This window comes from Sphingomonas palmae, from assembly GCF_900109565.1.
Classification (GTDB): domain Bacteria; phylum Pseudomonadota; class Alphaproteobacteria; order Sphingomonadales; family Sphingomonadaceae; genus Sphingomonas; species Sphingomonas palmae.
The window spans coordinates 577671-596345 of sequence record NZ_FNZZ01000001.1; the positions used below are offsets into that span (position 1 = coordinate 577671).

Annotated in this window: 17 protein-coding genes and 1 tRNA gene; 7 read left to right on the forward strand and 11 right to left on the reverse strand. The window is 67.5% G+C overall.

All coding sequences use genetic code 11. The features are described 5' to 3' along the window. Window positions 1–36: 36 nt before the first annotated feature. From BMW51_RS02820 to BMW51_RS02835, 4 genes are read right to left on the reverse strand one after another with little or no spacing between them, the layout of a single operon-like run. A complete protein-coding gene (locus tag BMW51_RS02820; protein WP_093003093.1) occupies window positions 37–2160 on the reverse strand; it encodes a tetratricopeptide repeat protein in 2124 nt (707 codons plus the stop codon). Beyond that, window positions 2153–3505 carry a PEP-CTERM-box response regulator transcription factor gene (gene prsR, locus BMW51_RS02825; protein ID WP_093003095.1) on the reverse strand — a complete coding sequence of 451 codons (1353 nt, stop codon included), beginning with the start codon at window positions 3503–3505 and terminating at the stop codon, window positions 2153–2155. The genes BMW51_RS02820 and prsR overlap by 8 nt, the downstream gene beginning before the upstream one ends. Next, window positions 3502–5580, reverse strand: a complete 2079-nt coding sequence (prsK, locus tag BMW51_RS02830) for an XrtA/PEP-CTERM system histidine kinase PrsK (protein ID WP_093003097.1) — start codon at window positions 5578–5580, stop codon at window positions 3502–3504. Before prsK ends, prsR begins: the two co-directional genes overlap by 4 nt. Before the next feature lies 1 nt (window position 5581). Beyond that, window positions 5582–6970: a TIGR03013 family XrtA/PEP-CTERM system glycosyltransferase gene (locus BMW51_RS02835; protein WP_093003099.1), complete on the reverse strand. Its 1389-nt coding sequence runs from the start codon at window positions 6968–6970 to the stop codon at window positions 5582–5584. Window positions 6971–7118: 148 nt separating this feature from the next. Here BMW51_RS02835 and BMW51_RS02840 point away from each other — a divergent pair, with 148 nt between their 5' ends. Beyond that, window positions 7119–8162: a mannose-1-phosphate guanylyltransferase/mannose-6-phosphate isomerase gene (locus BMW51_RS02840; protein WP_281243228.1), complete on the forward strand. Its 1044-nt coding sequence runs from the start codon at window positions 7119–7121 to the stop codon at window positions 8160–8162. 22 nt (window positions 8163–8184) lie between these two features. Here BMW51_RS02840 and BMW51_RS02845 read toward each other — a convergent pair whose 3' ends face one another. The 5 genes from BMW51_RS02845 to BMW51_RS02865 all read right to left on the reverse strand — a co-directional run bounded on the left by BMW51_RS02845 (window position 8185) and on the right by BMW51_RS02865 (window position 12969). Next, on the reverse strand, window positions 8185–8628 hold the full coding sequence (locus BMW51_RS02845; protein WP_093003103.1) for a DUF3429 domain-containing protein: 444 nt from the start codon (window positions 8626–8628) through the stop codon (window positions 8185–8187). Between the two features lie 26 nt (window positions 8629–8654). Next, window positions 8655–9221, reverse strand: coding sequence for a Uma2 family endonuclease (locus BMW51_RS02850; protein WP_093003105.1), 567 nt, complete (start codon window positions 9219–9221; stop codon window positions 8655–8657). Window positions 9222–9407: 186 nt separating this feature from the next. Next, window positions 9408–11051 (reverse strand): chaperonin GroEL, encoded by a 1644-nt coding sequence (gene groL / locus BMW51_RS02855; protein WP_093003107.1) that lies wholly within the window; start codon window positions 11049–11051, stop codon window positions 9408–9410. A gap of 86 nt (window positions 11052–11137) precedes the next feature. Next, window positions 11138–11425, reverse strand: a complete 288-nt coding sequence (gene groES, locus BMW51_RS02860) for a co-chaperone GroES (RefSeq protein WP_093003109.1) — start codon at window positions 11423–11425, stop codon at window positions 11138–11140. A gap of 128 nt (window positions 11426–11553) precedes the next feature. Continuing rightward, window positions 11554–12969, reverse strand: coding sequence for an MATE family efflux transporter (locus tag BMW51_RS02865; protein WP_093003111.1), 1416 nt, complete (start codon window positions 12967–12969; stop codon window positions 11554–11556). Between the two features lie 133 nt (window positions 12970–13102). Between BMW51_RS02865 and sppA the strand changes: the two genes are divergently transcribed. Next, a complete protein-coding gene (gene sppA / locus BMW51_RS02870) occupies window positions 13103–14971 on the forward strand; it encodes a signal peptide peptidase SppA (protein WP_093003113.1) in 1869 nt (622 codons plus the stop codon). 84 nt (window positions 14972–15055) lie between these two features. Next, entirely contained in the window at window positions 15056–15469 is a 414-nt protein-coding gene (locus tag BMW51_RS02875) for a hypothetical protein (protein WP_245708249.1), read from the forward strand. A gap of 4 nt (window positions 15470–15473) precedes the next feature. Here the strand turns inward: BMW51_RS02875 and BMW51_RS02880 are convergent, their stop codons facing one another. Continuing rightward, complete coding sequence (locus BMW51_RS02880; RefSeq protein WP_093003115.1) at window positions 15474–16100, reverse strand: trimeric intracellular cation channel family protein; 627 nt, start codon at window positions 16098–16100, stop codon at window positions 15474–15476. 201 nt (window positions 16101–16301) lie between these two features. Between BMW51_RS02880 and dapB the strand changes: the two genes are divergently transcribed. The 4 genes from dapB to BMW51_RS02900 all read left to right on the forward strand — a co-directional run bounded on the left by dapB (window position 16302) and on the right by BMW51_RS02900 (window position 18236). Next, complete coding sequence (gene dapB, locus BMW51_RS02885; RefSeq protein WP_093003842.1) at window positions 16302–17030, forward strand: 4-hydroxy-tetrahydrodipicolinate reductase; 729 nt, start codon at window positions 16302–16304, stop codon at window positions 17028–17030. A gap of 3 nt (window positions 17031–17033) precedes the next feature. Then, complete coding sequence (gene nth / locus BMW51_RS02890; protein WP_093003117.1) at window positions 17034–17723, forward strand: endonuclease III; 690 nt, start codon at window positions 17034–17036, stop codon at window positions 17721–17723. Between the two features lie 2 nt (window positions 17724–17725). After that, entirely contained in the window at window positions 17726–18109 is a 384-nt protein-coding gene (locus BMW51_RS02895) for a hypothetical protein (protein ID WP_093003119.1), read from the forward strand. Between the two features lie 50 nt (window positions 18110–18159). Continuing rightward, a tRNA-Arg gene (locus BMW51_RS02900) sits at window positions 18160–18236 on the forward strand. A 2-nt stretch (window positions 18237–18238) separates the two neighbouring features. On the opposite strand, the gene BMW51_RS02905 is transcribed toward BMW51_RS02900, so the two are convergent. Continuing rightward, on the reverse strand, window positions 18239–18667 hold the full coding sequence (locus tag BMW51_RS02905; protein ID WP_093003121.1) for a DUF1178 family protein: 429 nt from the start codon (window positions 18665–18667) through the stop codon (window positions 18239–18241). Window positions 18668–18675 lie beyond the last annotated feature (8 nt).

The following is an 18675-nucleotide window of genomic DNA, read 5'->3' on the forward strand; positions in this document are numbered from 1 at the left end:
TTGCTGCGGGTCCTCAAGCGCGCGCGTCACGCTGAGTCAGCGCGGCAGTGCCGCCAACAACCGTGTCGCTGCGGCTCGTTCGTTGAAGCGAGCGTCCTTCAACGCCGCTGCGATCGCCTGCCGCGCCGCGGCCGTGCGCCCTGCGTCGGCGAGTGCCTGCGCGTAATGCCAGCGAACCTCGGCGCTGCCGGGTGCGAGCTTCAGCGCCTTGGTCAGCAGTTGCAGTGCGCCGTCGGTGTTCCCAGCGGCAAACAGCGCCGCGCCGTAGGCGTCGCTCGCGCCCGCGCTCATCGGTGATAACCGGTAGGCGGCACGCGCGTAGGGCAGCGCGCTCCGTGGGTCGCCCGCCTGCGTATAGGCACGCGCGAGCTGCGCCAGCACCAGCGCGTCGCCGTCGCCGATCTGCCCACGCAGTTGCTCCAGCGTCACGATCGCCGCACGATCGTCACCCGCCCCCAGTTGCACGTTCGCCAGCAATCGCCGCGCGACCACCGATGCGGGGTTCTGCGCCAGGTACAATGCCAGCGCATTGGCGGCACCCTCGCGATTGCCCGTCTGCGACCACGCCTCGATCAACCGCAGCAGCACAGGCTCGTCGAAGCGGAGGTCTGCCGCTCGCGCGTAGGCGGACGCGGCCGGCGCGAACCGGCCGCTCGCCGCCAACGTATCGCCCAGCAGGAGCTGCGCCGGCGGTGCGCCGGGTGAGGCGCGCGCGACCCGCTCGCTCTGGGCGATCGCATCGGCGAACTGCCCGCGCTCGATCAGCCCGCGGATGTTGTCCACTGCCGCGGCGGGATCGCTCGGCGCGTCGGCCATCGCCTCGGCGAGCACGCCCGCGTCGTCGTCCTGCCCGAACGGCACCGCGCGGATCGCGGGCGGGCGCGCCGCGCGATCAAGGAAGCGCGCCGCCCAATCGCGCTCGCCGCGCGCCTCGAACGCGCGCGCAACGAGCGTCAGCGTATAGCTGTCGGCGTCGAGCCTGAGCGCCGCGGGGCGCAGCGCGTCGAGCGCGGCCTTGGCATCGCCCGAGCGGAGCAGCGCCGCACCGAGCAAGCGGCGCGCGACCAGGTTCATCGGCTGCGCACCGATCAGCGCCTGCCACTTGACCGCCGCCTGCTGATACCGCGCGTTGGCGTAATTGATCGCGCCAGACAGCAGCAGCCCGCCGGGCAGGCCGTCCAGCCCGCCCGCACTCTGATCGAGCAGGTCGCCCGCGAGCGACAGGTCACCGGCACGCGCCGCGACGACCGCCATCAGGTACAATGCCTGCGGGTCGCCCGGCCGGGCCGCGAGCGCGCGACGCGCTGCCGCGACGCTGTCGGCATTGCGGCCCAGGTCGCCCAGCGTTCCCGCCTCATCGATCAGCGCCGGGTGGTAATAAGCGTCCCGCGTCAGCGCGGCCTCGAACCACGGCAAAGCGGCGTTCAACCCGTACTGGCTGCGCACCAGCTGCCCACGTAGCACCAGCGCGGCAAGATTGTTCGGATCAAGCGACAGCGCACGCTGCGCGGCGACGTTCGCCCCCCCGACATCACCGATGTCGAGCCGGACGCGCCCCAGATCGAGCCACGCGCCCGCGTCTTCAGGAAAGCGTCCGGTCAGCTGCTCCAGCAGCGCGGCGCCCGCGGCGCGATCACCCTTTTCGGCGAGCGCACGTGCCTTCGCACGTTGCGCGAACGCCGTGTCGGCGCCGCTCGCGCGATCCGCCTCCGCGATTGCCCCGTCCTCGTCCCCTTGCAGCAGCAGCGCGGCGGCGCGAAGCGCGTGCAACCGCGATGGCGGCGCGCCCGCACTCTGCGCGCGGTCGATCGCGCCCCCCGCGGCGACGCCGTCCTCCAGCAGCAGGTAGCTGCGCGCGAGTGCGATCTGCGCCGCCGCGTTGTTCGGCTCGGCGCGGGTCGCAGAGACGAAGTGGTTGCGCGCGGCGGAATAGTTCGCCCGCGCGAGCGCCGCCTGCCCGCGCGCGATCGACACGCGTGCGTCGGGTACGTCGGCGCGTCGCGCAAGCGTCGCGATGCCGGCCCCCAGGGCGAGGAGCACCAGCAATCCCAGCACGATCCGCGCGTTGCGCCCGCGCGACCATGCCACGACACGGCGCAGCGGCGAGCGCCGCTGACGACGCCCGCGCAGCAGGGGGTAGGTCGCCGGCCCTTCAAGCATGAAGATCGTAGCTTTTTAGCAGGTCGTAGAGCGTCGGGCGGCTGATGCCGAGCAGGCGCGCCGTGCCCGATATGTTGCCGTCCGCCTGCGCCAGCGCACGCGTGATCGCACAGCGATCCGCGCGCTCGCGCGCCGCGCGCAGGTTGATCGGCAGCGCCTGCGCGGTGCCGGGCAGGTCGAGGTCGGCGGCCGTCACGTACTTGCCGTCCGCCATGATGATCGCGCGCTTGACGCGGTTTTCGAGCTCGCGGACGTTCCCCGGCCATCCCCAGCCATCGATCGCGGCGACGGCGTCGGGGCTCAGCCCCTGCACCGCCGGGTTGAGCGTCTGCCGGTGCTGCTGGACGAAATGCCGCGCGAGCAGCGCCGCGTCCCCACTCCGCTCGGCGAGCGTCGGAATACGCACCACGATCTCCGCCAGACGATAGTAGAGGTCTTCGCGGAAGCGCGTGTCCGCGACCATCGCGTCGACATCCTGGTGTGTCGCGGAGACGATCCGCACGTCGACCGGTATCGCGCGGCGTCCCCCGATCCGCTCGATCACACGCTCCTGCAGGAAACGCAGCAGCTTCACCTGCAACGCGAGCGGCACGTCGCCGATCTCGTCGAGGAACAGGGTGCCGCCGTCCGCGGCCTCGATTTTCCCCGCCGTGGTCTTGCCGGCGCCGGTGAAGGCGCCCTTCTCATAGCCGAACAGCTCGCTTTCCAGCAGCGTTTCGGGGATCGCGGCGCAGTTGATCGCGACGAACGGCCGTGCCCGGCGCGGACCGGCATCGTGAAGCCCACGCGCGAGCAGTTCCTTGCCCGTTCCGCTCGCCCCTAACAGCATGACCGACACGTCGGCGGGAGCGACGCGCTCGATCGTCCGGGTAACGCGCTGCATCTCGGGCGACGCGGTGACGAGGCCGCCGAGGGCGGGACCAGCGTCGGCGCGCGCCGCCAGCCGGCGGTTCTCCGCTTCCAGCGCGTGGACGTGGAATGCCCGCGCCACGATCAATCCCAGCGCGTCGATGTCGATCGGCTTACTGTAGAAATCCCACGCGCCCCCCGCGATCGCCGCCAGCGCCGCCTCGCGCGCGCTGTTGCCCGATGCGACGATGACCTTGGTGTCGGGCTTGAGCGCGAGGATCTCGGCCAGCGCGCGCAATCCTTCCGACGCACCGTCGGGATCGGGCGGCAGTCCGAGATCGAGCGTCACCACCTGGGGCTCGGACGCGCGCACCGCATCGATCGCGCTCACACGGTCGCTCGCGACGACGACGTCGTAGCCGTCATAGGCCCAGCGCAGCTGGCGTTGCAGTCCGGGATCGTCCTCGACGACCAGCAGCGTCTTCGTCTCGGTCATGCTGCCTGCTCCCATGCCGGCGCAAGCGGTGGGGCGCTCGGCGCGGTAGCCGTCGGGGCGAGCGGAAGCCCGACGCGGAAACGGCTCCCTTCGCCCTCTCGCGTGACCACGCTGACGCTGCCGCCCATCTGCTCCGCCATCTGCCGCGCCTCGTACGCCCCCAGTCCGAACCCGCCGGTCTTGGTCGATACGAATGGTCTGAACAGCGAATCGCGCGCGAACGCCGCCGACATGCCGCCGCCGTGGTCAATCACGGTGATCGCCGCCGAACTCGCGTCGCAGTCGACGTGCAGGTGCACCGCCTGATCGGCCGCGCCCGCCTCGATCGCGTTCTGCACCAGATGGTCGAGCAAGGTGCGCAAGCCGCGCAGATCGGCGTGGCCGAATACCTGCGTCCCCGTCACCTCGATCGAATACTGCGCGGCGCGCGTAGCGGCGATGTCGCGCGCGAGCGCGAGCAGGTCGACCGTCTCCAGCGTGTCGGTCGCGGGTGCCTGGTGCTGCGACAATCGGGCGAGCAGCGCGGTCATCCGCTGCGACGTGTCGGACAGCGTCGCGATCATGTCGGCTCGAAACGCTGGATTGTCGGCGTGCCGCTCCGCGTTGCGCGCCACCAGCGCGGTCTGGCTGACGAGATTTTTCAGATCGTGCATGATGAAGGCCAGGCGGCGGTGAAATTCGTCGAAGCGTTTCGCGTCGGCGAGTGCGGCGTGCGCGCGCTCTTCGGCCAGAAAGCTTGCCGCTTGCTGCCCCGCCGCGCCGAGCAGGTCGAAATCCTCCCAGTCGAGCGCGCGCGGGATCGGCGGATGCGCGAGCACGACCGCACCGATCAGCGTGGTCCCGCGCAGCAGCGGCACGACCGCCCAGGCATCGTCGCGCGCGAGCAACCACGATGGGATCGCGCCGATCTCGTCCTCCGGCGCCTCTCCCTGCCGGCAGCTATCCAGGTCGATGATCCGGGCGGTCGCTGCCAGATACGTGATCAACGCTGCGGCACCCCCGCACGGCGGCTCTTCCCAGCGCCAGGCCGGACCGCTCACCATCTCGTCACCCTCGGCATAGAGCAGCAGGCCCGCGGGGGACCCGGTCAGGTTGGCGATCGCCTCGACGACTCGCTCCGGCAACGACGGCACGTCCGCGCCGGAAACCCCCAGCGTGTCGGTGAAGCGCATCCACTCGGCACGATAATCGTAGCGGTGACTGAACAGGTGCTTGGCGATCATCACCTTCAACCAGGCGCGCAGCCACGGCGTCGCGACAAAGGTGAACAATGCGGTGCCGGTGCCGATAACGAACGCGGCCTGGAACTTCCGCGCATGCGCTCCCGCGATCTCGCCCAGAAGCCCGGTGACGGCGGTCGCGACAACGACGTAAATCACCCCGCCCGCAACTAAAATCATCTGCGCCGCCGCCGCTCTAGACACGCTGAGCGTACGACCCGTTGGGCGCTGGACCGCGACGATCGCCGTCGTTGCCACCAGCACATTTGCCACGCCGCGCAGGGTCGTCAGCCAGTCGGCCCATGTACCCGCAGCATAAGCGACCGCGAGCACAAACAGATCGCTCACCCACATGACCGCCATCGCCGCGGTCAACACCGCCGTTGCCTCGCTCCAGCGGCCTGCACGTGCGATCACGTGCTGGTGCAGCAATACGAGCGCTCCGATGGTGGCGAGCAGACGCAGGATCAGCCATAGCCGCTCGACTTCGGCTCGCGCGTCACCGCGCAGCTGCGCCGCGAACGCCACGACCAGTGCTGCTGCCAACAGGAGGCAGAGCGCAACCGACACGTACACGCCGACACGCCAGCGCGACTCGCCAGCGACGTTCGCGGACAGCGCGAAAAGCACTGCCAGCCAGCCTGCATTGCGCACGATCACCAGCACTCGCGCGACCGATTCGCCGTCACCGATACCTGCCACGCTCAGCGACCAAAGCGCGCTCGCTCCAAGCGTGAACAGCAGCAGCCAGCGCGGTATCGTGCGGACCGGCGATCGCGTCTCAGCCAGCGCAGCGCCGACGAACAGCAGCGCCGCCAATCCATGCAGCCAGATGATGAACGCCGCGACCGCCATCTCAGCGCGCGCCCTCTGGCCACAGCACGACGCGCAGCGTCTGCAACAGGATCAGCAGATCTAGGAACGGCGTATAGTTCTTCGCATAATAAAGGTCGTATTCGAGCTTGTGCCGCGCATCCTCGGTCGACGCACCATAAGGATAATTGATCTGCGCCCAGCCGGTTATACCCGGCTTCACCATGTGACGCTCGGCGTAGAATGGTAGTTCACGCTCCAGGTCGGCAACGAATTGCGGGCGCTCGGGGCGCGGCCCGACGAAGCTCATTTCGCCCTTCAGCACGCTCCAGCATTGCGGCAGTTCGTCGATCCGCACTTTGCGGATCAGCTTGCCGATACGCGTGATCCGTGGATCGTCCTCCGCTGCCCATACCGCGGTCCCGGCCAACTCCGCGTCCTGGCGCATCGAACGCAGCTTGAGGATGTCGAAGGGCTGGTTGTAGAGCCCGACCCGACGTTGACGATAAAAGGCCGGACCGCGGCTCTCCAGCTTGATCGCCAGCGCAGTGACGAGAACGACCGGCAGCGCGAAGACCAGCAGCAGCAGGCTGACCGCGACGTCGAACGCGCGCTTGAACATGCTCGACAGCATGCGGCCTGATGAGAAACCGTCGGAGAAGATCAGCCATGACGGATTGACGCTGTCGAGATCGATGCGTCCGGTCTCGCGCTCAAGGAAGGTGGAGTAATCGATCACCCCGACACCCGTCGTCTTGACACGCAACAGGTCGCGCAGCGGCAGCGAGTTGCGACGCTCCTCAATCGCCAGCACAACTTCGGTCGCGTCCAGGGCGAGCACGTAGTCGGCCAAATTGTCGATCGCGTCACGACCTTTGGCGGTGTCGATGACCGTGCTCGGCTCCCCCATCGCGACGTTGCCGACAATCTTGAAGCTTGCCCGCGGCCGAGCGGCCAGTTGGGCGAGTTTCGCCGCACGACGCCCCGCACCCAGTACAAGGATGCGCCGGCGAAGCGCATCGCCGCGAATGAAACTGCCAATCGCGAAACGCACCCCGACGAGGCCGGCGATGGCAAAGATCATGCCGAAGAACAAGTTCGATCGCCAAAAGGTAATGGCGGGCGTTAGAAAGAACAGCAGCGACAGGAAAATGATGCCGAGCGATATGGCGACCAGCAATCGGGCAGTCGCGAAGCGCCACGACTCGAACGCGTGCATCCCGTAAGCGCCGACAGCGACCATCGCGATCTCGAGCGGCAGCGCGAACGACAGCAATTGCGGGATGCGGGTAGCGACGCCCTCGACGTCCATGCCGATCTGCCAGGCACGCACCTGCCACCCCGCCTCCGCTGCCAGCAGCAGCAGCATGAAGTCGAGCAGCCCGAGCAGCAGTACCGCATTGGGTACGTAATGTTTGAACACCCGCGTCATGGAGGCCGCGCCCTCGCGTTGTAAGCCTTTCCGACAGGCTTTCGCGTAAATTGGCAAAGATTTCCTGAACGTGGAGCTTTGTAGCAGCCGGGTCGTTACGCCTGCGTTGCCGTTTTGAGCGGCAGCGGGGGGACTGAGGAGAATACATTTGTCAGCCATTGTGCCGGTGATCCTGTCCGGCGGATCGGGAACGCGTTTGTGGCCGATGTCGCGGCCGGAGCGTCCCAAGCAGTTCCTGGCGCTGACCGCGGCCGAGACGATGCTGCAACTGACCGCGGCGCGTGCGCACGGCGACGCCTTTGCAGCACCCATCGTGGTCGCGAATGCGGCGCATGCCGATCAGGTCGAGACGCAATTGGCCGAGATCACCGCCTCGCCGCAGGCGATCATCCTGGAGCCTGCGGGGCGTAACACCGCGCCGGCGATCGCGCTGGCGGCGCTCGAGGCGGACGGCAAGGCGCCGCTGCTCGTCATGCCGTCCGACCACGTGATCGCCGATCCGGACGCGTTTCACGCCGCGATCCACGTTGCATTGCCGCTGGTCGAGGATGGCTGGATGGTCACCTTCGGGATCACGCCCGACGCACCGGAGACGGGCTACGGCTACATCAAGGTGGGTGATGAGGTCGCTGCCGGTGTTCACCGCGTCGCTCGGTTTGTTGAAAAGCCACAGCGTGATGTGGCGGAGGCGATGATCGCGAGCGGCGATCATGCCTGGAACGGTGGCATCTTCCTGTTCTGCGCCGACGCGTACCTAAAGGCACTGGAGCAGTTCCGACCCGACATCTTCGCGGCCGCGAAGGCGTCGCTCGAGGGGGCGCAACGCGATGGCGTGCGGGTGCACCCCGATAAGACTGCATTCGAGGCCTCGCCGTCGGACTCGATCGACTATGCGGTCATGGAGAAGGCCGAGCGCGTGGCAGTGGTGCCGGTCGCGATGGGGTGGAGTGATGTCGGCAGCTGGGACGCACTTCATACAATCGCCGACAATGACGAGCACGGCAATGTCGTGAACGGCGACGCAATCGTGCTCGACAGCCGCAACTGCCTGGTGCGCAGCGACGGCGCTCGGATCGCGATGGTGGGCGTCGAGAACTTGATCGTCGTCGCGAGTGGCAACGACATCCTGATCCTGCCACGCGGCCGCGGCCAGGACGTCAAGCTGCTGCAGGAAGAGATGAACCGGAAGTGATCCTATGCGGCGTGGCTGCCGCTCAGTGCATCAACCACGCCCAGCATGCCGCCAACCCTGCGGCGCCGAGCAGGAACTGCGGCCCGCGTAACTTGGCGAAGTACGCTGGGGCGTTGCCGCGGCGTCCCGCGCGTCGGTCAAGCAGCGCGACGAACGCGTAGCCTGCCGTCAAGATCGCTAGCGCTGTGGATACGTTCTGCACGATCAGCGAAAGGCCGGCGATCGAGAAATAGGACAAGGCTGCCGCGATCTCTGTCGGCTTTGACGCATTTGGGTTGCCGAAGCCGTAGCCACGCCGCACGCCGGCAACGAAGGCCAAGATTAACGCACCCCAAACGATCGCGCAGGTAAGCGCAGTGAGTTTCCAATCGATGGGCAGCGTCCACGCGCCAATTCCCGCAGCGACGAGCGGCAGCATAGGACCGAAGCCGAGGATCTTGCCGTCCAGGGGTATACCATTGCTCATTCCCGCCCGAACGCACGAGCGGACATTCAGTCGCGCGCAAAAATCTCGTCGTGCGGAATCGACAGGTTGAGCGCGGGTAAGTCGATGTCGTGCGGCTGCGCAAATAGGTCGTCACGCCACGACGTGGGGCCGAGCCGCTGAATCACCCGGCTGAGTTCGCGTTCGGGATCGACGAAGATGATTGTGTCGACCGAGGCGATCGAGCGATATTGCTCCAGCTTGTCGACGCGATCGATCTTAGACGTCGATGGTGACAGCACTTCGAACAGGACAACCGGGTCGGAATAGATGCGCTCGGCCTGTTCCCGCTCGCGGCTGGCGGGGTCGCCACAGTAGATGCTGACATCCGGGTAGCGGCAGTTCACGTCATCGACGCGCAGTCCCATGTCGGCATTGTAGGCGCGGCAGCCGGTACCACGCAGTTTGCGGTGCAAGAAAGCCAAGATGTTCACTGCCACGCGTGAATGCGCGGGCGTGCCGCCGGTCATCATCTCGATCACGCCATCGATCAGCTCGTACTTGCGATCGGTGCCGAAATCGATGTCGAGGAACTGCTCGACCGTGATCGGCTGATAGGCAGCATGGCTTCGCATGACGCTCAAGATAACGCGTCTGCTCCAACAAAAGAAGGGCCGGGCGGATCGCTCCGCTCGGCCCTCATTTCGTGCAGGATGGCAGCGGCGGAGCCGCTGCTGGGCGTCGGACGGGTTCGGCTTTCGCCGACCCGCCGGCCGTTCTGATTTTCTGTCCGGGGCAGGCTTCCCTGCCCCGGTCGAAAATCAGAAGTCCATGCCGCCCATGCCGCCCATGCCGCCGCCCGGCATCGCCGGCGCTGCCTTGTCCTCGGGCACCTCGGAGACTGTCGCCTCAGTGGTGATGAGGAGGCCGGCGACCGATGCTGCGTTCTGCAGCGCGGTGCGCACGACCTTGGTCGGGTCGATCACGCCGGCCTGAACCAGGTTCTCGTAGGTGTCGGTCGCGGCGTTGAAGCCGAGCGAGGTGTCGTTGCCGTCGAGCAGCTTGCCCGAGACCACCGCACCGTCGTGACCGGCGTTCTGCGCGATCTGACGCACCAGCGCGGTCAGCGAGCGACGAACGATGTCGATGCCGCGCGTCTGGTCCTCGTTCTGGCCCGTCAGGCCGTCGAGCGCCTTTGACGCGTACAGCAGCGCCGTGCCGCCACCGGGAACGATACCCTCTTCAACCGCGGCGCGGGTCGCATGCAGCGCGTCGTCGACGCGGTCCTTGCGCTCCTTCACCTCGACCTCGGTCGCACCGCCCACCTTGATCACAGCGACACCGCCGGCGAGCTTCGCCAGACGCTCCTGCAGCTTCTCGCGGTCGTAGTCGCTGGTGGTGTTCTCGATCTGCTGGCGGATCGCCTCGGTGCGGCCCTTGATCGCGTCGGCTTCACCCGCACCGTCGACGATGGTGGTGTTGTCCTTGTCGATCGAGACGCGCTTGGCGGTGCCGAGCATGCCGAGCGTGACGCTCTCGAGCTTGATGCCGAGATCCTCCGAGATCACCTCGCCCTTGGTCAGGATCGCGATATCCTCGAGCATCGCCTTGCGGCGATCACCGAAGCCCGGTGCCTTGACCGCTGCGACCTTCAGGCCGCCGCGCAGCTTGTTGACGACGAGCGTGGCGAGCGCTTCGCCCTCGATGTCCTCGGCGATGATGAGGAGCGGACGACCCGACTGAACGACGGCTTCCAGGATCGGGAGCATCGCCTGCAGATTGGACAGCTTCTTCTCGTGGATCAGGATGTACGGATCGGTCAGCTCGACCGTCATCTTGTCCGGATTGGTGATGAAGTAGGGCGACAGGTAACCGCGGTCGAACTGCATGCCCTCGACGACGTCGAGCTCGAAGTCGAGACCCTTGGCCTCTTCAACGGTGATGACGCCTTCCTTGCCGACCTTCTCCATCGCCTCGGCGATCTTCTCGCCGACTTCGCGATCGCCGTTCGCCGAGATGATGCCGACCTGGGCGACTTCCTGCGAACCCGAGACGGGCTTGGAGCGGCCCTTCACGTCCTCGACCACCTTGGCGACGGCGATGTCGATGCCGCGCTTCAGGTCCATCGGGTTCATGCCGGCCGCAACCGACTTCATGCCCTCGCGCACGATCGCCTGGGCGAGAACGGTCGCGGTGGTGGTGCCGTCACCGGCGGTGTCGTTGGTCTTCGAGGCCACTTCGCGCACCATCTGCGCGCCCATGTTCTCGAACTTGTCCTTGAGCTCGATTTCCTTGGCGACCGTCACACCGTCCTTGGTGATGCGGGGCGCACCGAAGCTCTTGTCGATGACGACGTTGCGGCCCTTGGGCCCCAAGGTCACCTTGACCGCATCGGCGAGGATGTCGACGCCGCGCAGGATGCGCTCACGCGCGTCGCGGCCGAATTTCACGTCCTTGGCTGCCATGTTGGCTACCCTTTCAGTTGGATTGGAAAGTCACAAAAGTCACACCCCTACGCATGTGTGCGCGAGGGTTGCGACGAACCGATGAATCAGCCGACGATCCCGAGGATGTCCGATTCCTTCATGATCAGCAGGTCTTCGCCATTGACCTTGACCTCGGTGCCCGACCACTTGCCGAACAGGATGCGGTCGCCGGCCTTGACGTCGAGCGGGGTGACCTTGCCGTCCTCGGCCTTGGTGCCGGTGCCGGCGGCGACGACCTCGCCCTCCTGCGGCTTTTCCTTGGCGGTGTCGGGGATGATGATCCCGCCGGCCGTCTTCTCCTCGGCCTCGACGCGGCGGACGAGAACGCGGTCGTGCAACGGACGAAAGTTCATTGCTGAAACCCTTTTTCGATTGATGACACTTTTTTGGCACTCCCACAGGGCGAGTGCCAGCGGGACGGCATATGTGTGGCGCCTCATCCAGCGTCAATGGGGGCGAATGAGCTTTTCGGAACCTTTTATCACACCGAACGTGGGCGGAGCAGGCCGAGCCGCTCGCGCGCGCGCCAGCGCCACAGCAGCAGCACCGATACGGCGGACAGCCCCGCCGCCAGCCCGATCCAGATGCCCGTACCCGCGAGCGCGGTGCCGAAGCCGAGCGCGGCCGCCGTGCCGAAGCCGATCACCCAGTAACCGAACAGCGCCACCAGCATCGGCACGCGCGTGTCCTGCAACCCCCGCAGCACCCCCGCCGCAACCGCCTGCGCACCATCGACGAGCTGGAACACCGCGGCGACGGCGAGATAGCGCAGCGCGAGCGGCACCACCGCCGCGTTCTGCGCCGCGTCGACATCGATGTAGGCGGAAATGAACAGTCGCGGCGCGAGCCACATCGCGATCGCACTCACCCCCATGAAGCCGATGCCGAGCGAGAGCGCGGTGCGCCCTGCCCTTGCCACCCACACCGCGTCCTGCGCGCCGAACGCCAGCCCGACGCGGATTGTCGCCGCCTGCGCGACGCCGAACGGCACCTGAAACGCGACCGCCGCGATGTTGAGCGCGACCGCGTGCGCCGCCACCTCGGTCACCCCGATCAATCCCATCAGGATCGCGGCGCCGCCGAACAGCGCGCCCTCGAACAGCCACGTCAGCATGATCGGCATGCCCAGCCGCACGATGTCGCGCGCGCGTGGCCACTCTGGGCGCCACCAGCGCCCGAACAGGCGATAGCGCCGCAAGCGACGGTCGGTGAAGAAGATCAGCAGATAGGCCGCGACCATGCCCGTCGTGCTGACCACGCTGGCGATCGCCGATCCCTCGAGTCCCAATCGTGGGAAGCCGGCATTGCCAAACACGAGCAGCCAGTTGACCAAGATGCTGAGCACCAGCGCGAGACCGGTCACCACGAACGCCCAGCCAGGTCGACCGAGCGCCGCCGCCACCGTCCGCAACACGCCCGCGACCACGCCGGGGATCGTCGCGAGCAACAGGATGTCGAGGAAGCGTCCGGCGCTGGCGGCGACGCGCGGGTCCTGATCGGCCAGCAGCAGCAGCCGCTCACCGTTGGCGAGGATCGCCATGATGACGAGCGATGCCGCGACGCCGACCCACAAGGCCATGCGCACGCTGCGCCGCACCTCGCGTACCGCGTGCGCGCGCTGCCCCAACTCGGCCGCGATCAGCGGTGCGGCGGCGCTGGTCAGCCCGATGACCGCGTAGAGCAGCAGGTTGAACAGGAACACGCCCATCGTCGAAGCCGCGAGCTCGAGCGTGCCGATGCGCCCCAGAAAGATCACGTCGACCGCGGCGACCGCCATTTGCAACAGATTTGCCGCGACGAGCGGTCCTGCGAGCCGTGAGAGCGCGAACAGCTCGTCGCGCCAGCCCGTCGGGCGCGGCTCGTCGAGCGGTGAGGGAGTGGTCGGGCCGGCGTGCATCGCCGTCGCCGTTAGGCGGTCGGAAGGCTGTTGACCATAGAAGCGTATTGCTCACGCCATACACGGCGCGCTAACACCGTGCGCAAAGGGCGAACTCGCCCGCGAGGATAGCGATCATGAAGCTGGTGTGCGCATGAAGTTGGTACGGGGCGCGTGGAAACTGCTGGTCGGCATCAAGGACGCGCTGGTGCTCGTCCTGCTGCTGCTGTTCTTCGGTGCATTGTTCGCCGCGCTGAACGCGCGCAGCCGTGCGCCGGCGATCAAGGATGGCGCGCTGGTGCTCGACCTGAATGGCCCGATCGTTGAACAGCCCGAGGACGTGTCGTTCACCCAGTTGCTGAGCGGCCAGCAGGTCGGCCGGCAGTATCGCCTCCGCGACATCATCCGCGCGCTGGATACTGCCAAGAGCGACGACCGCGTCAAAGCGGTGGTGGTTGATCTGGAGAAGTTCGGTGGCGCTTATCCGGCGGCGCTCGGCGAGGTGGCCGACAAGCTCGCCGAGGTGCGCCGCGCGGGCAAGCCCGTGCTCGCCTGGGGCATCGCCTACACCGACGGTGGCTACCGCCTCGCCGCCGCCGCGAGCGAGATTTGGATGGATCCGCAGGGCGGCACGCTGTTCCAGGGGCCCGGCGGGACGCAGATGTATTACAAAGGGCTGATCGACAAGCTGGGCGTCAACGCGCACGTCTACCGCGTCGGCAAGTTCAAGTCGGCGGTCGAGCCGTACATCCGCGCCGACCAGAGCCCCGAGGCGCGCGCCGCGTCCGAGGCGCTGTACGGTGGGTTGTTCGAGCAATGGCGCAGCGCGGTGCAGCAGGCCCGACCCAAGGCACAGATCACAGGCCTGCTCGCCAATCCGGCGCAGGTCGTCCAAGCCGCGGGCGGCGACGTCGCGCAGGCCAATCTTCGCAGCGGTATCGTCGATCACCTGGGCGACCGCGTCGCGTTCGGGCGCCGTGTCGCGCAGATCGCGGGCGGCGACGACAAGAAGCCCGCCGGCTTCTTCAACACGATCGACTATGACGCTTACGTCGATGCAAAGCCGCTGCCGAAGACGGGCAAGATCGGCATCGTCACCGTCGCGGGCACGATCGTCGATGGCAAGGCGGGTCCGGGCACCGCGGGCGGCGACACCGTGTCCGACGCGATCTACAAGGGTTTGGCAAAGAACGACCTGAAGGCGCTCGTCCTCCGCGTCGACTCGCCTGGCGGATCGGTCTTGGCGTCGGAGAAGATTCGCCTCGCGCTGCTGGAGGCGAAGCGCCGCGGTCTGCCGATCGTGGTGTCGATGGGCGGGCTCGCCGCGTCGGGCGGTTACTGGGTGTCGACGGCGGGCGACGTGATCTTCGCCGAGCCGAACACGATCACCGGCTCGATCGGGATCTTCGGCGTGATCCCGACATTCGAGAACACGCTCGCCAAGGTCGGCATCACCAGCGACGGCGTGCGCACCACGCCGTTGTCGGGCCAGCCGGACGTGTTCGCGGGCACCAACCCGGTGATCGACACGGTGATCCAATCGACGATCGAGCATGGCTACATGCAGTTTCTGACCCGCGTGTCGCAGTCACGTCATCTGCCCGTCGCGCGCGTCAACGAGATCGGCCAGGGTCGCGTCTGGCTCGGCGGACCGGCGCGCCAGCTCGGCCTCGTCGACCGCTTCGGCTCGCTGTCCGACGCGGTGGCGGAAGCCGCGAAACGCGCGAAGGTGGAGCCGACCGATATCGTCTACCTGGAAAAGCAGCCCGGCTTTGCGGCAACGGTCGCCAAGCAGTGGAACCGGGACGAGGACGATGACGCGAACGCCGGGTCGGACGTGATGTCGCGGATGGCGTGGCAGCAGCGCCAGTTGGCCGCACTAGCGATCGGCGACGCGCGTCGGCTCCTGTCGGGTTCGGCCGTGCGCGCCGAGTGCCTGGAGTGCGCCGGATCGGGACCGCTTGTCGCGCGCGCCGGCGACATGCGGCTGCTAGACCTGCTGCTCGCCAAGCTGGGGCTGTGATCTAACCGGCTCTGCGCGCCGCACTGGCGCGCGGAGCCGGACAGGTCAGTCTGCGTTCAACAGGCCTCTGCTACGAGGCCTGCCATGCCGAAAATATTCCAGATGCTGTTCGGTGCCGCGGCGCTCACGCTGGTGGCGACGACACCAACGTCGCCCGCGACCGCGGCTCGCGCCGATCCCGACGCCGAGCTGCAGAGGCTGCTCGAAGGGCGCGCCGCGGGGAAGCCGATCGACTGTATCTCGCTCCCCAACGTGACCGGCAACACGATCGTCACCGGCCGCGCAGTCGTCTATCGGATCGGCACGCGATTGTACGTCAACGTGCCGCCGGAGGGGGCCAAACAGCTCAACCGCGATGATATCATCGTCACGCGGACGTTCGGCTCCAACCTGTGTCGCGGCGATATCATTCGGCTGCTCGATCGCACGTCCACGATCCCGCACGGCTTTGTCGCGCTAGGACAATTCGTACCCTACACGAAGCCGAGATCGGACTGAGCGCTCAGCGGCGCCCGCGATAGGCCGGCAATGCGAGGTGCCAGCGGATCGCCGCGGCGCGCAGGCCAAACCCCATCAGCGCGGCAACGATCGCGGCGGTGCGCGGATCGGCACCGCATTCGCGCAAACCGACGAACATGCCCGAAGCGAGCGCCGCCGCGGTCACGTACAGCTCGGGTCGCATCAGGATTGACGGCTCGCCCGCCAAAACGTCGCGGATGATCCCGCCGACGCAGCCCGTCACGACACCCATCAACGCCGCGGGCAGCGGCGGCACGCCGTAGCCGATCGCCTTCGCAGCGCCGTAGACCGCGTAGGCGGCGAGCCCGATCGCGTCGAACCAGTCGAGCGCCGCACCCCGCCACCAGCGCTCGGGTGTCAACCATACGAGCACCGCGACCCCCAGGCATACCGCCGCGACGCGTGCGTCATGGACCCAGAACACCGGCGCGCCGATCAGCAGGTCGCGCACCGTTCCCCCGCCCACCCCGGTAATCAGCGCGAAGAAGGCGAGCGTCACGAACGTCTGCCCCCGCTGCGCCGCGGCGAGCGCGCCAGAGGCGGCGAAGACCGCCAGGCCCGCGATGTCGAACCAGGGAGCGAAGACGGGCAGGAGGACCTCGGGCGGCATGGAGCCGCGCCTAGCGGATGATCGCCGCGGTGCAAGCGTCAGGCGGTGGCACGCTCCAGCCGACCAGCCGCAGCAAGCGCAAATTTACCTGTTCGCGTGGTCGCCCCTGTCACATCGCTGTGCCATAGCGCCCTGCATGACAACGCCGTCCTACCTGCCGCAGCGCCCGTCCGACGCCCGCCCTACTTGGAGCACCGCACGATGACCGCGATCGGAATTTACGGCAGCAACGGCCGCATGGGTCGCGCGATTGCCACCATCGTCGGCGACGAAGGCGGCAGGATCGCGGGCGGCGTCGACGCGGGCGGCGATCCCGTACCGCTGGCGCAGGCAGCCGACGTGCTGGTCGATTTCTCGACGCCCGCCGCGCTCCAGCCGCATCTCGCCGCCGCCGTCGCCGCGGGAACGCCGATCGTGATCGGCACCACCGGTCTGTCGAGCGCGCATCACGCCTTGATCGACGAGGCGGCGCAGCGAATTGCGGTGCTGCAGACGGGCAACACGTCGCTCGGCGTCACCTTGCTGGGCATATTGGTGCGCGAAGCGGCGGCACGGCTCGGCAGAGACTGGGACATCGAGATCGTCGAGATGCATCACCGCCACAAGGTCGACGCGCCGTCGGGCACGGCAATCCTGCTCGGCGAGGCGGCGGCGCAGGCGCGAGGCACGACACTGTCCGAAGTGCGCGTCGACGGTCGCGCTGGGCTGGTTGGCGCGCGGACGGAGGAGACGATCGGCTTCTCCTCGCTGCGCGGCGGCAGCGTCGTGGGCGACCATCACGTCATCTTCGCTGGCGAGGGCGAGCGGATCGAGCTGGGCCACCGCGGCGAGGACCGCACCATCTTCGCACGCGGTGCGGTAAAGGCAGCGTTGTGGCTCGCCGGCCGAACGCCGGGACGGTATCAGATGGCAGAGGTGCTCGGGCTGTAAGCGATGAAGAAGGCGGACGTCGTCGAATTCTACGCCCGGCTGGCGGAGGCCAACCCGCATCCCGAGACCGAGCTGGAGTTCGTCAACGCCTACACGCTGCTGGTCGCGGTGGCGCTGTCGGCGCAGTCGACCGACGCAGGCGTCAACAAGGCGACGCGCGCGCTGTTCCGCATCGCCGACACGCCCGAAAAGATGGTGGCGCTCGGGCTCGATGGGTTGAAGGAGCACATCAAGACGATCGGGCTGTACAACACCAAAGCCAAGAACGTCATCGCGCTCAGCCAGATGCTCATCGACCATCACGGCGGCGAGGTGCCTGCGAACCGCGACGCGCTCGAAACGCTACCCGGTGTCGGGCGCAAGACTGCGAACGTGGTGATGAACTCGGCTTTCGGCGCGGAAACCTTCGCGGTCGATACGCACATCTTTCGCGTTTGCAACCGCACCGGCCTCGCCCGCGGCAAGACTCCGCTCGCGGTCGAACTCAAGCTCGACAACGCGACGCCGCAACCGTTCCGCCTGCACGCGCATCACTGGCTGATCCTGCACGGACGCTACACCTGCAAGGCGCGAAAGCCCGAGTGCTGGCGGTGCATCGTATCGGACCTGTGCGCGTTCAAGCCCAAGACGCCGCCCCTTACAAAAGCGCCCGCTGCTAAGACGGAAAGCAACAAGGCGGCGATCGGAGAGTAACCATGCGCTACGCCGCCCTCGCCTGCTGCCTCGTCCTCCTCGCCGCACCCGGCGCTGCACACGACCGCAATACCGTTCCCGAGGCGACGCCGACCGGGCCTGCGCGCAACTGCGTGCCGATCACGCAGTTGCGCGACAGCCTGGTGCGCAGCGACCGCGTCGTCGATTTTCGCACGACCGGCGGCCGCGACCGATATTACCGCGTGACCTTGCCGCAGTCTTGCCCGGGGCTGGGGTTCGAACGCCGCTTCAGCTACGCGACGTCGATCGGCCAATTGTGCGCGCAAGACATCATCACCGTGCTCTACCAAGGCAGCGGACCGACACGCGGCGCGAGCTGCGGCCTGGCGCCGTTGCAACCGGTGACGATCGCCCGCGCACGTTGAGCCAATTTGTGGTGGCGCCCCGCGAATAGCTGCGCTAACCGCAGGGACAGGCACCCGTAGCTCAGCTGGATAGAGCGCTGCCCTCCGAAGGCAGAGGCCACAGGTTCGAATCCTGTCGGGTGCGCCAGCCTAGTTCAGCGACTCCGGTGGAACGATCGGGACGAGTAACGGCGCGACCGGCACGCCGTCGTCGATCAGTGCGCGCGCTTCCGCCGGCGTCGCTTGCCCGTGGATCGGGCGAGCGGGCTTCTCGCCGTCGTGGATCGCGCGTGCTTCGGTGGCGAAATTTTGACCGACCCAGTTTGAATTCTTCAACGCGGCGGCCTGCGCGCTGGCAATGGCGTTCAGCAGCGCTTTGATGTCCGGCTTCCCGCTCGCCGCGACACTGTTGCCCTTCGCGCCGACACGCGGCGCCATCACCGCCTTCTCGACCTCGTCCGAACCGCAGGTCGGGCAGGCGAGCAGCCCCCGCGCACGCTGATCCTCGTACGCGGCGGTAGATCCGAACCATGCCTCGAAGACGTGATCGCCCGAGCAGCGAAGGTCGAAGACGATCATCGGTCCTT

What these genes read in the sequence shown, in the direction of transcription:
- BMW51_RS02820 (WP_093003093.1), bottom strand. Translation starts at nt 2,160, where the DNA reads ATGCTTGAAGGGCCGGCGACCTACCCCCTGCTGCGCGGGCGTCGTCAG.
- prsR (WP_093003095.1), bottom strand. Translation starts at nt 3,505, where the DNA reads ATGACCGAGACGAAGACGCTGCTGGTCGTCGAGGACGATCCCGGACTG.
- prsK (WP_093003097.1), bottom strand. Translation starts at nt 5,580, where the DNA reads ATGGCGGTCGCGGCGTTCATCATCTGGCTGCATGGATTGGCGGCGCTG.
- BMW51_RS02835 (WP_093003099.1), bottom strand. Translation starts at nt 6,970, where the DNA reads ATGACGCGGGTGTTCAAACATTACGTACCCAATGCGGTACTGCTGCTC.
- BMW51_RS02845 (WP_093003103.1), bottom strand. Translation starts at nt 8,628, where the DNA reads ATGAGCAATGGTATACCCCTGGACGGCAAGATCCTCGGCTTCGGTCCT.
- BMW51_RS02850 (WP_093003105.1), bottom strand. Translation starts at nt 9,221, where the DNA reads ATGCGAAGCCATGCTGCCTATCAGCCGATCACGGTCGAGCAGTTCCTC.
- groL (WP_093003107.1), bottom strand. Translation starts at nt 11,051, where the DNA reads ATGGCAGCCAAGGACGTGAAATTCGGCCGCGACGCGCGTGAGCGCATC.
- groES (WP_093003109.1), bottom strand. Translation starts at nt 11,425, where the DNA reads ATGAACTTTCGTCCGTTGCACGACCGCGTTCTCGTCCGCCGCGTCGAG.
- BMW51_RS02865 (WP_093003111.1), bottom strand. Translation starts at nt 12,969, where the DNA reads ATGCACGCCGGCCCGACCACTCCCTCACCGCTCGACGAGCCGCGCCCG.
- sppA (WP_093003113.1), top strand. Translation starts at nt 13,103, where the DNA reads ATGAAGTTGGTACGGGGCGCGTGGAAACTGCTGGTCGGCATCAAGGAC.
- BMW51_RS02875 (WP_245708249.1), top strand. Translation starts at nt 15,056, where the DNA reads ATGCCGAAAATATTCCAGATGCTGTTCGGTGCCGCGGCGCTCACGCTG.
- BMW51_RS02880 (WP_093003115.1), bottom strand. Translation starts at nt 16,100, where the DNA reads ATGCCGCCCGAGGTCCTCCTGCCCGTCTTCGCTCCCTGGTTCGACATC.
- dapB (WP_093003842.1), top strand. Translation starts at nt 16,302, where the DNA reads ATGACCGCGATCGGAATTTACGGCAGCAACGGCCGCATGGGTCGCGCG.
- nth (WP_093003117.1), top strand. Translation starts at nt 17,034, where the DNA reads ATGAAGAAGGCGGACGTCGTCGAATTCTACGCCCGGCTGGCGGAGGCC.
- BMW51_RS02895 (WP_093003119.1), top strand. Translation starts at nt 17,726, where the DNA reads ATGCGCTACGCCGCCCTCGCCTGCTGCCTCGTCCTCCTCGCCGCACCC.
- BMW51_RS02905 (WP_093003121.1), bottom strand. Translation starts at nt 18,667, where the DNA reads ATGATCGTCTTCGACCTTCGCTGCTCGGGCGATCACGTCTTCGAGGCA.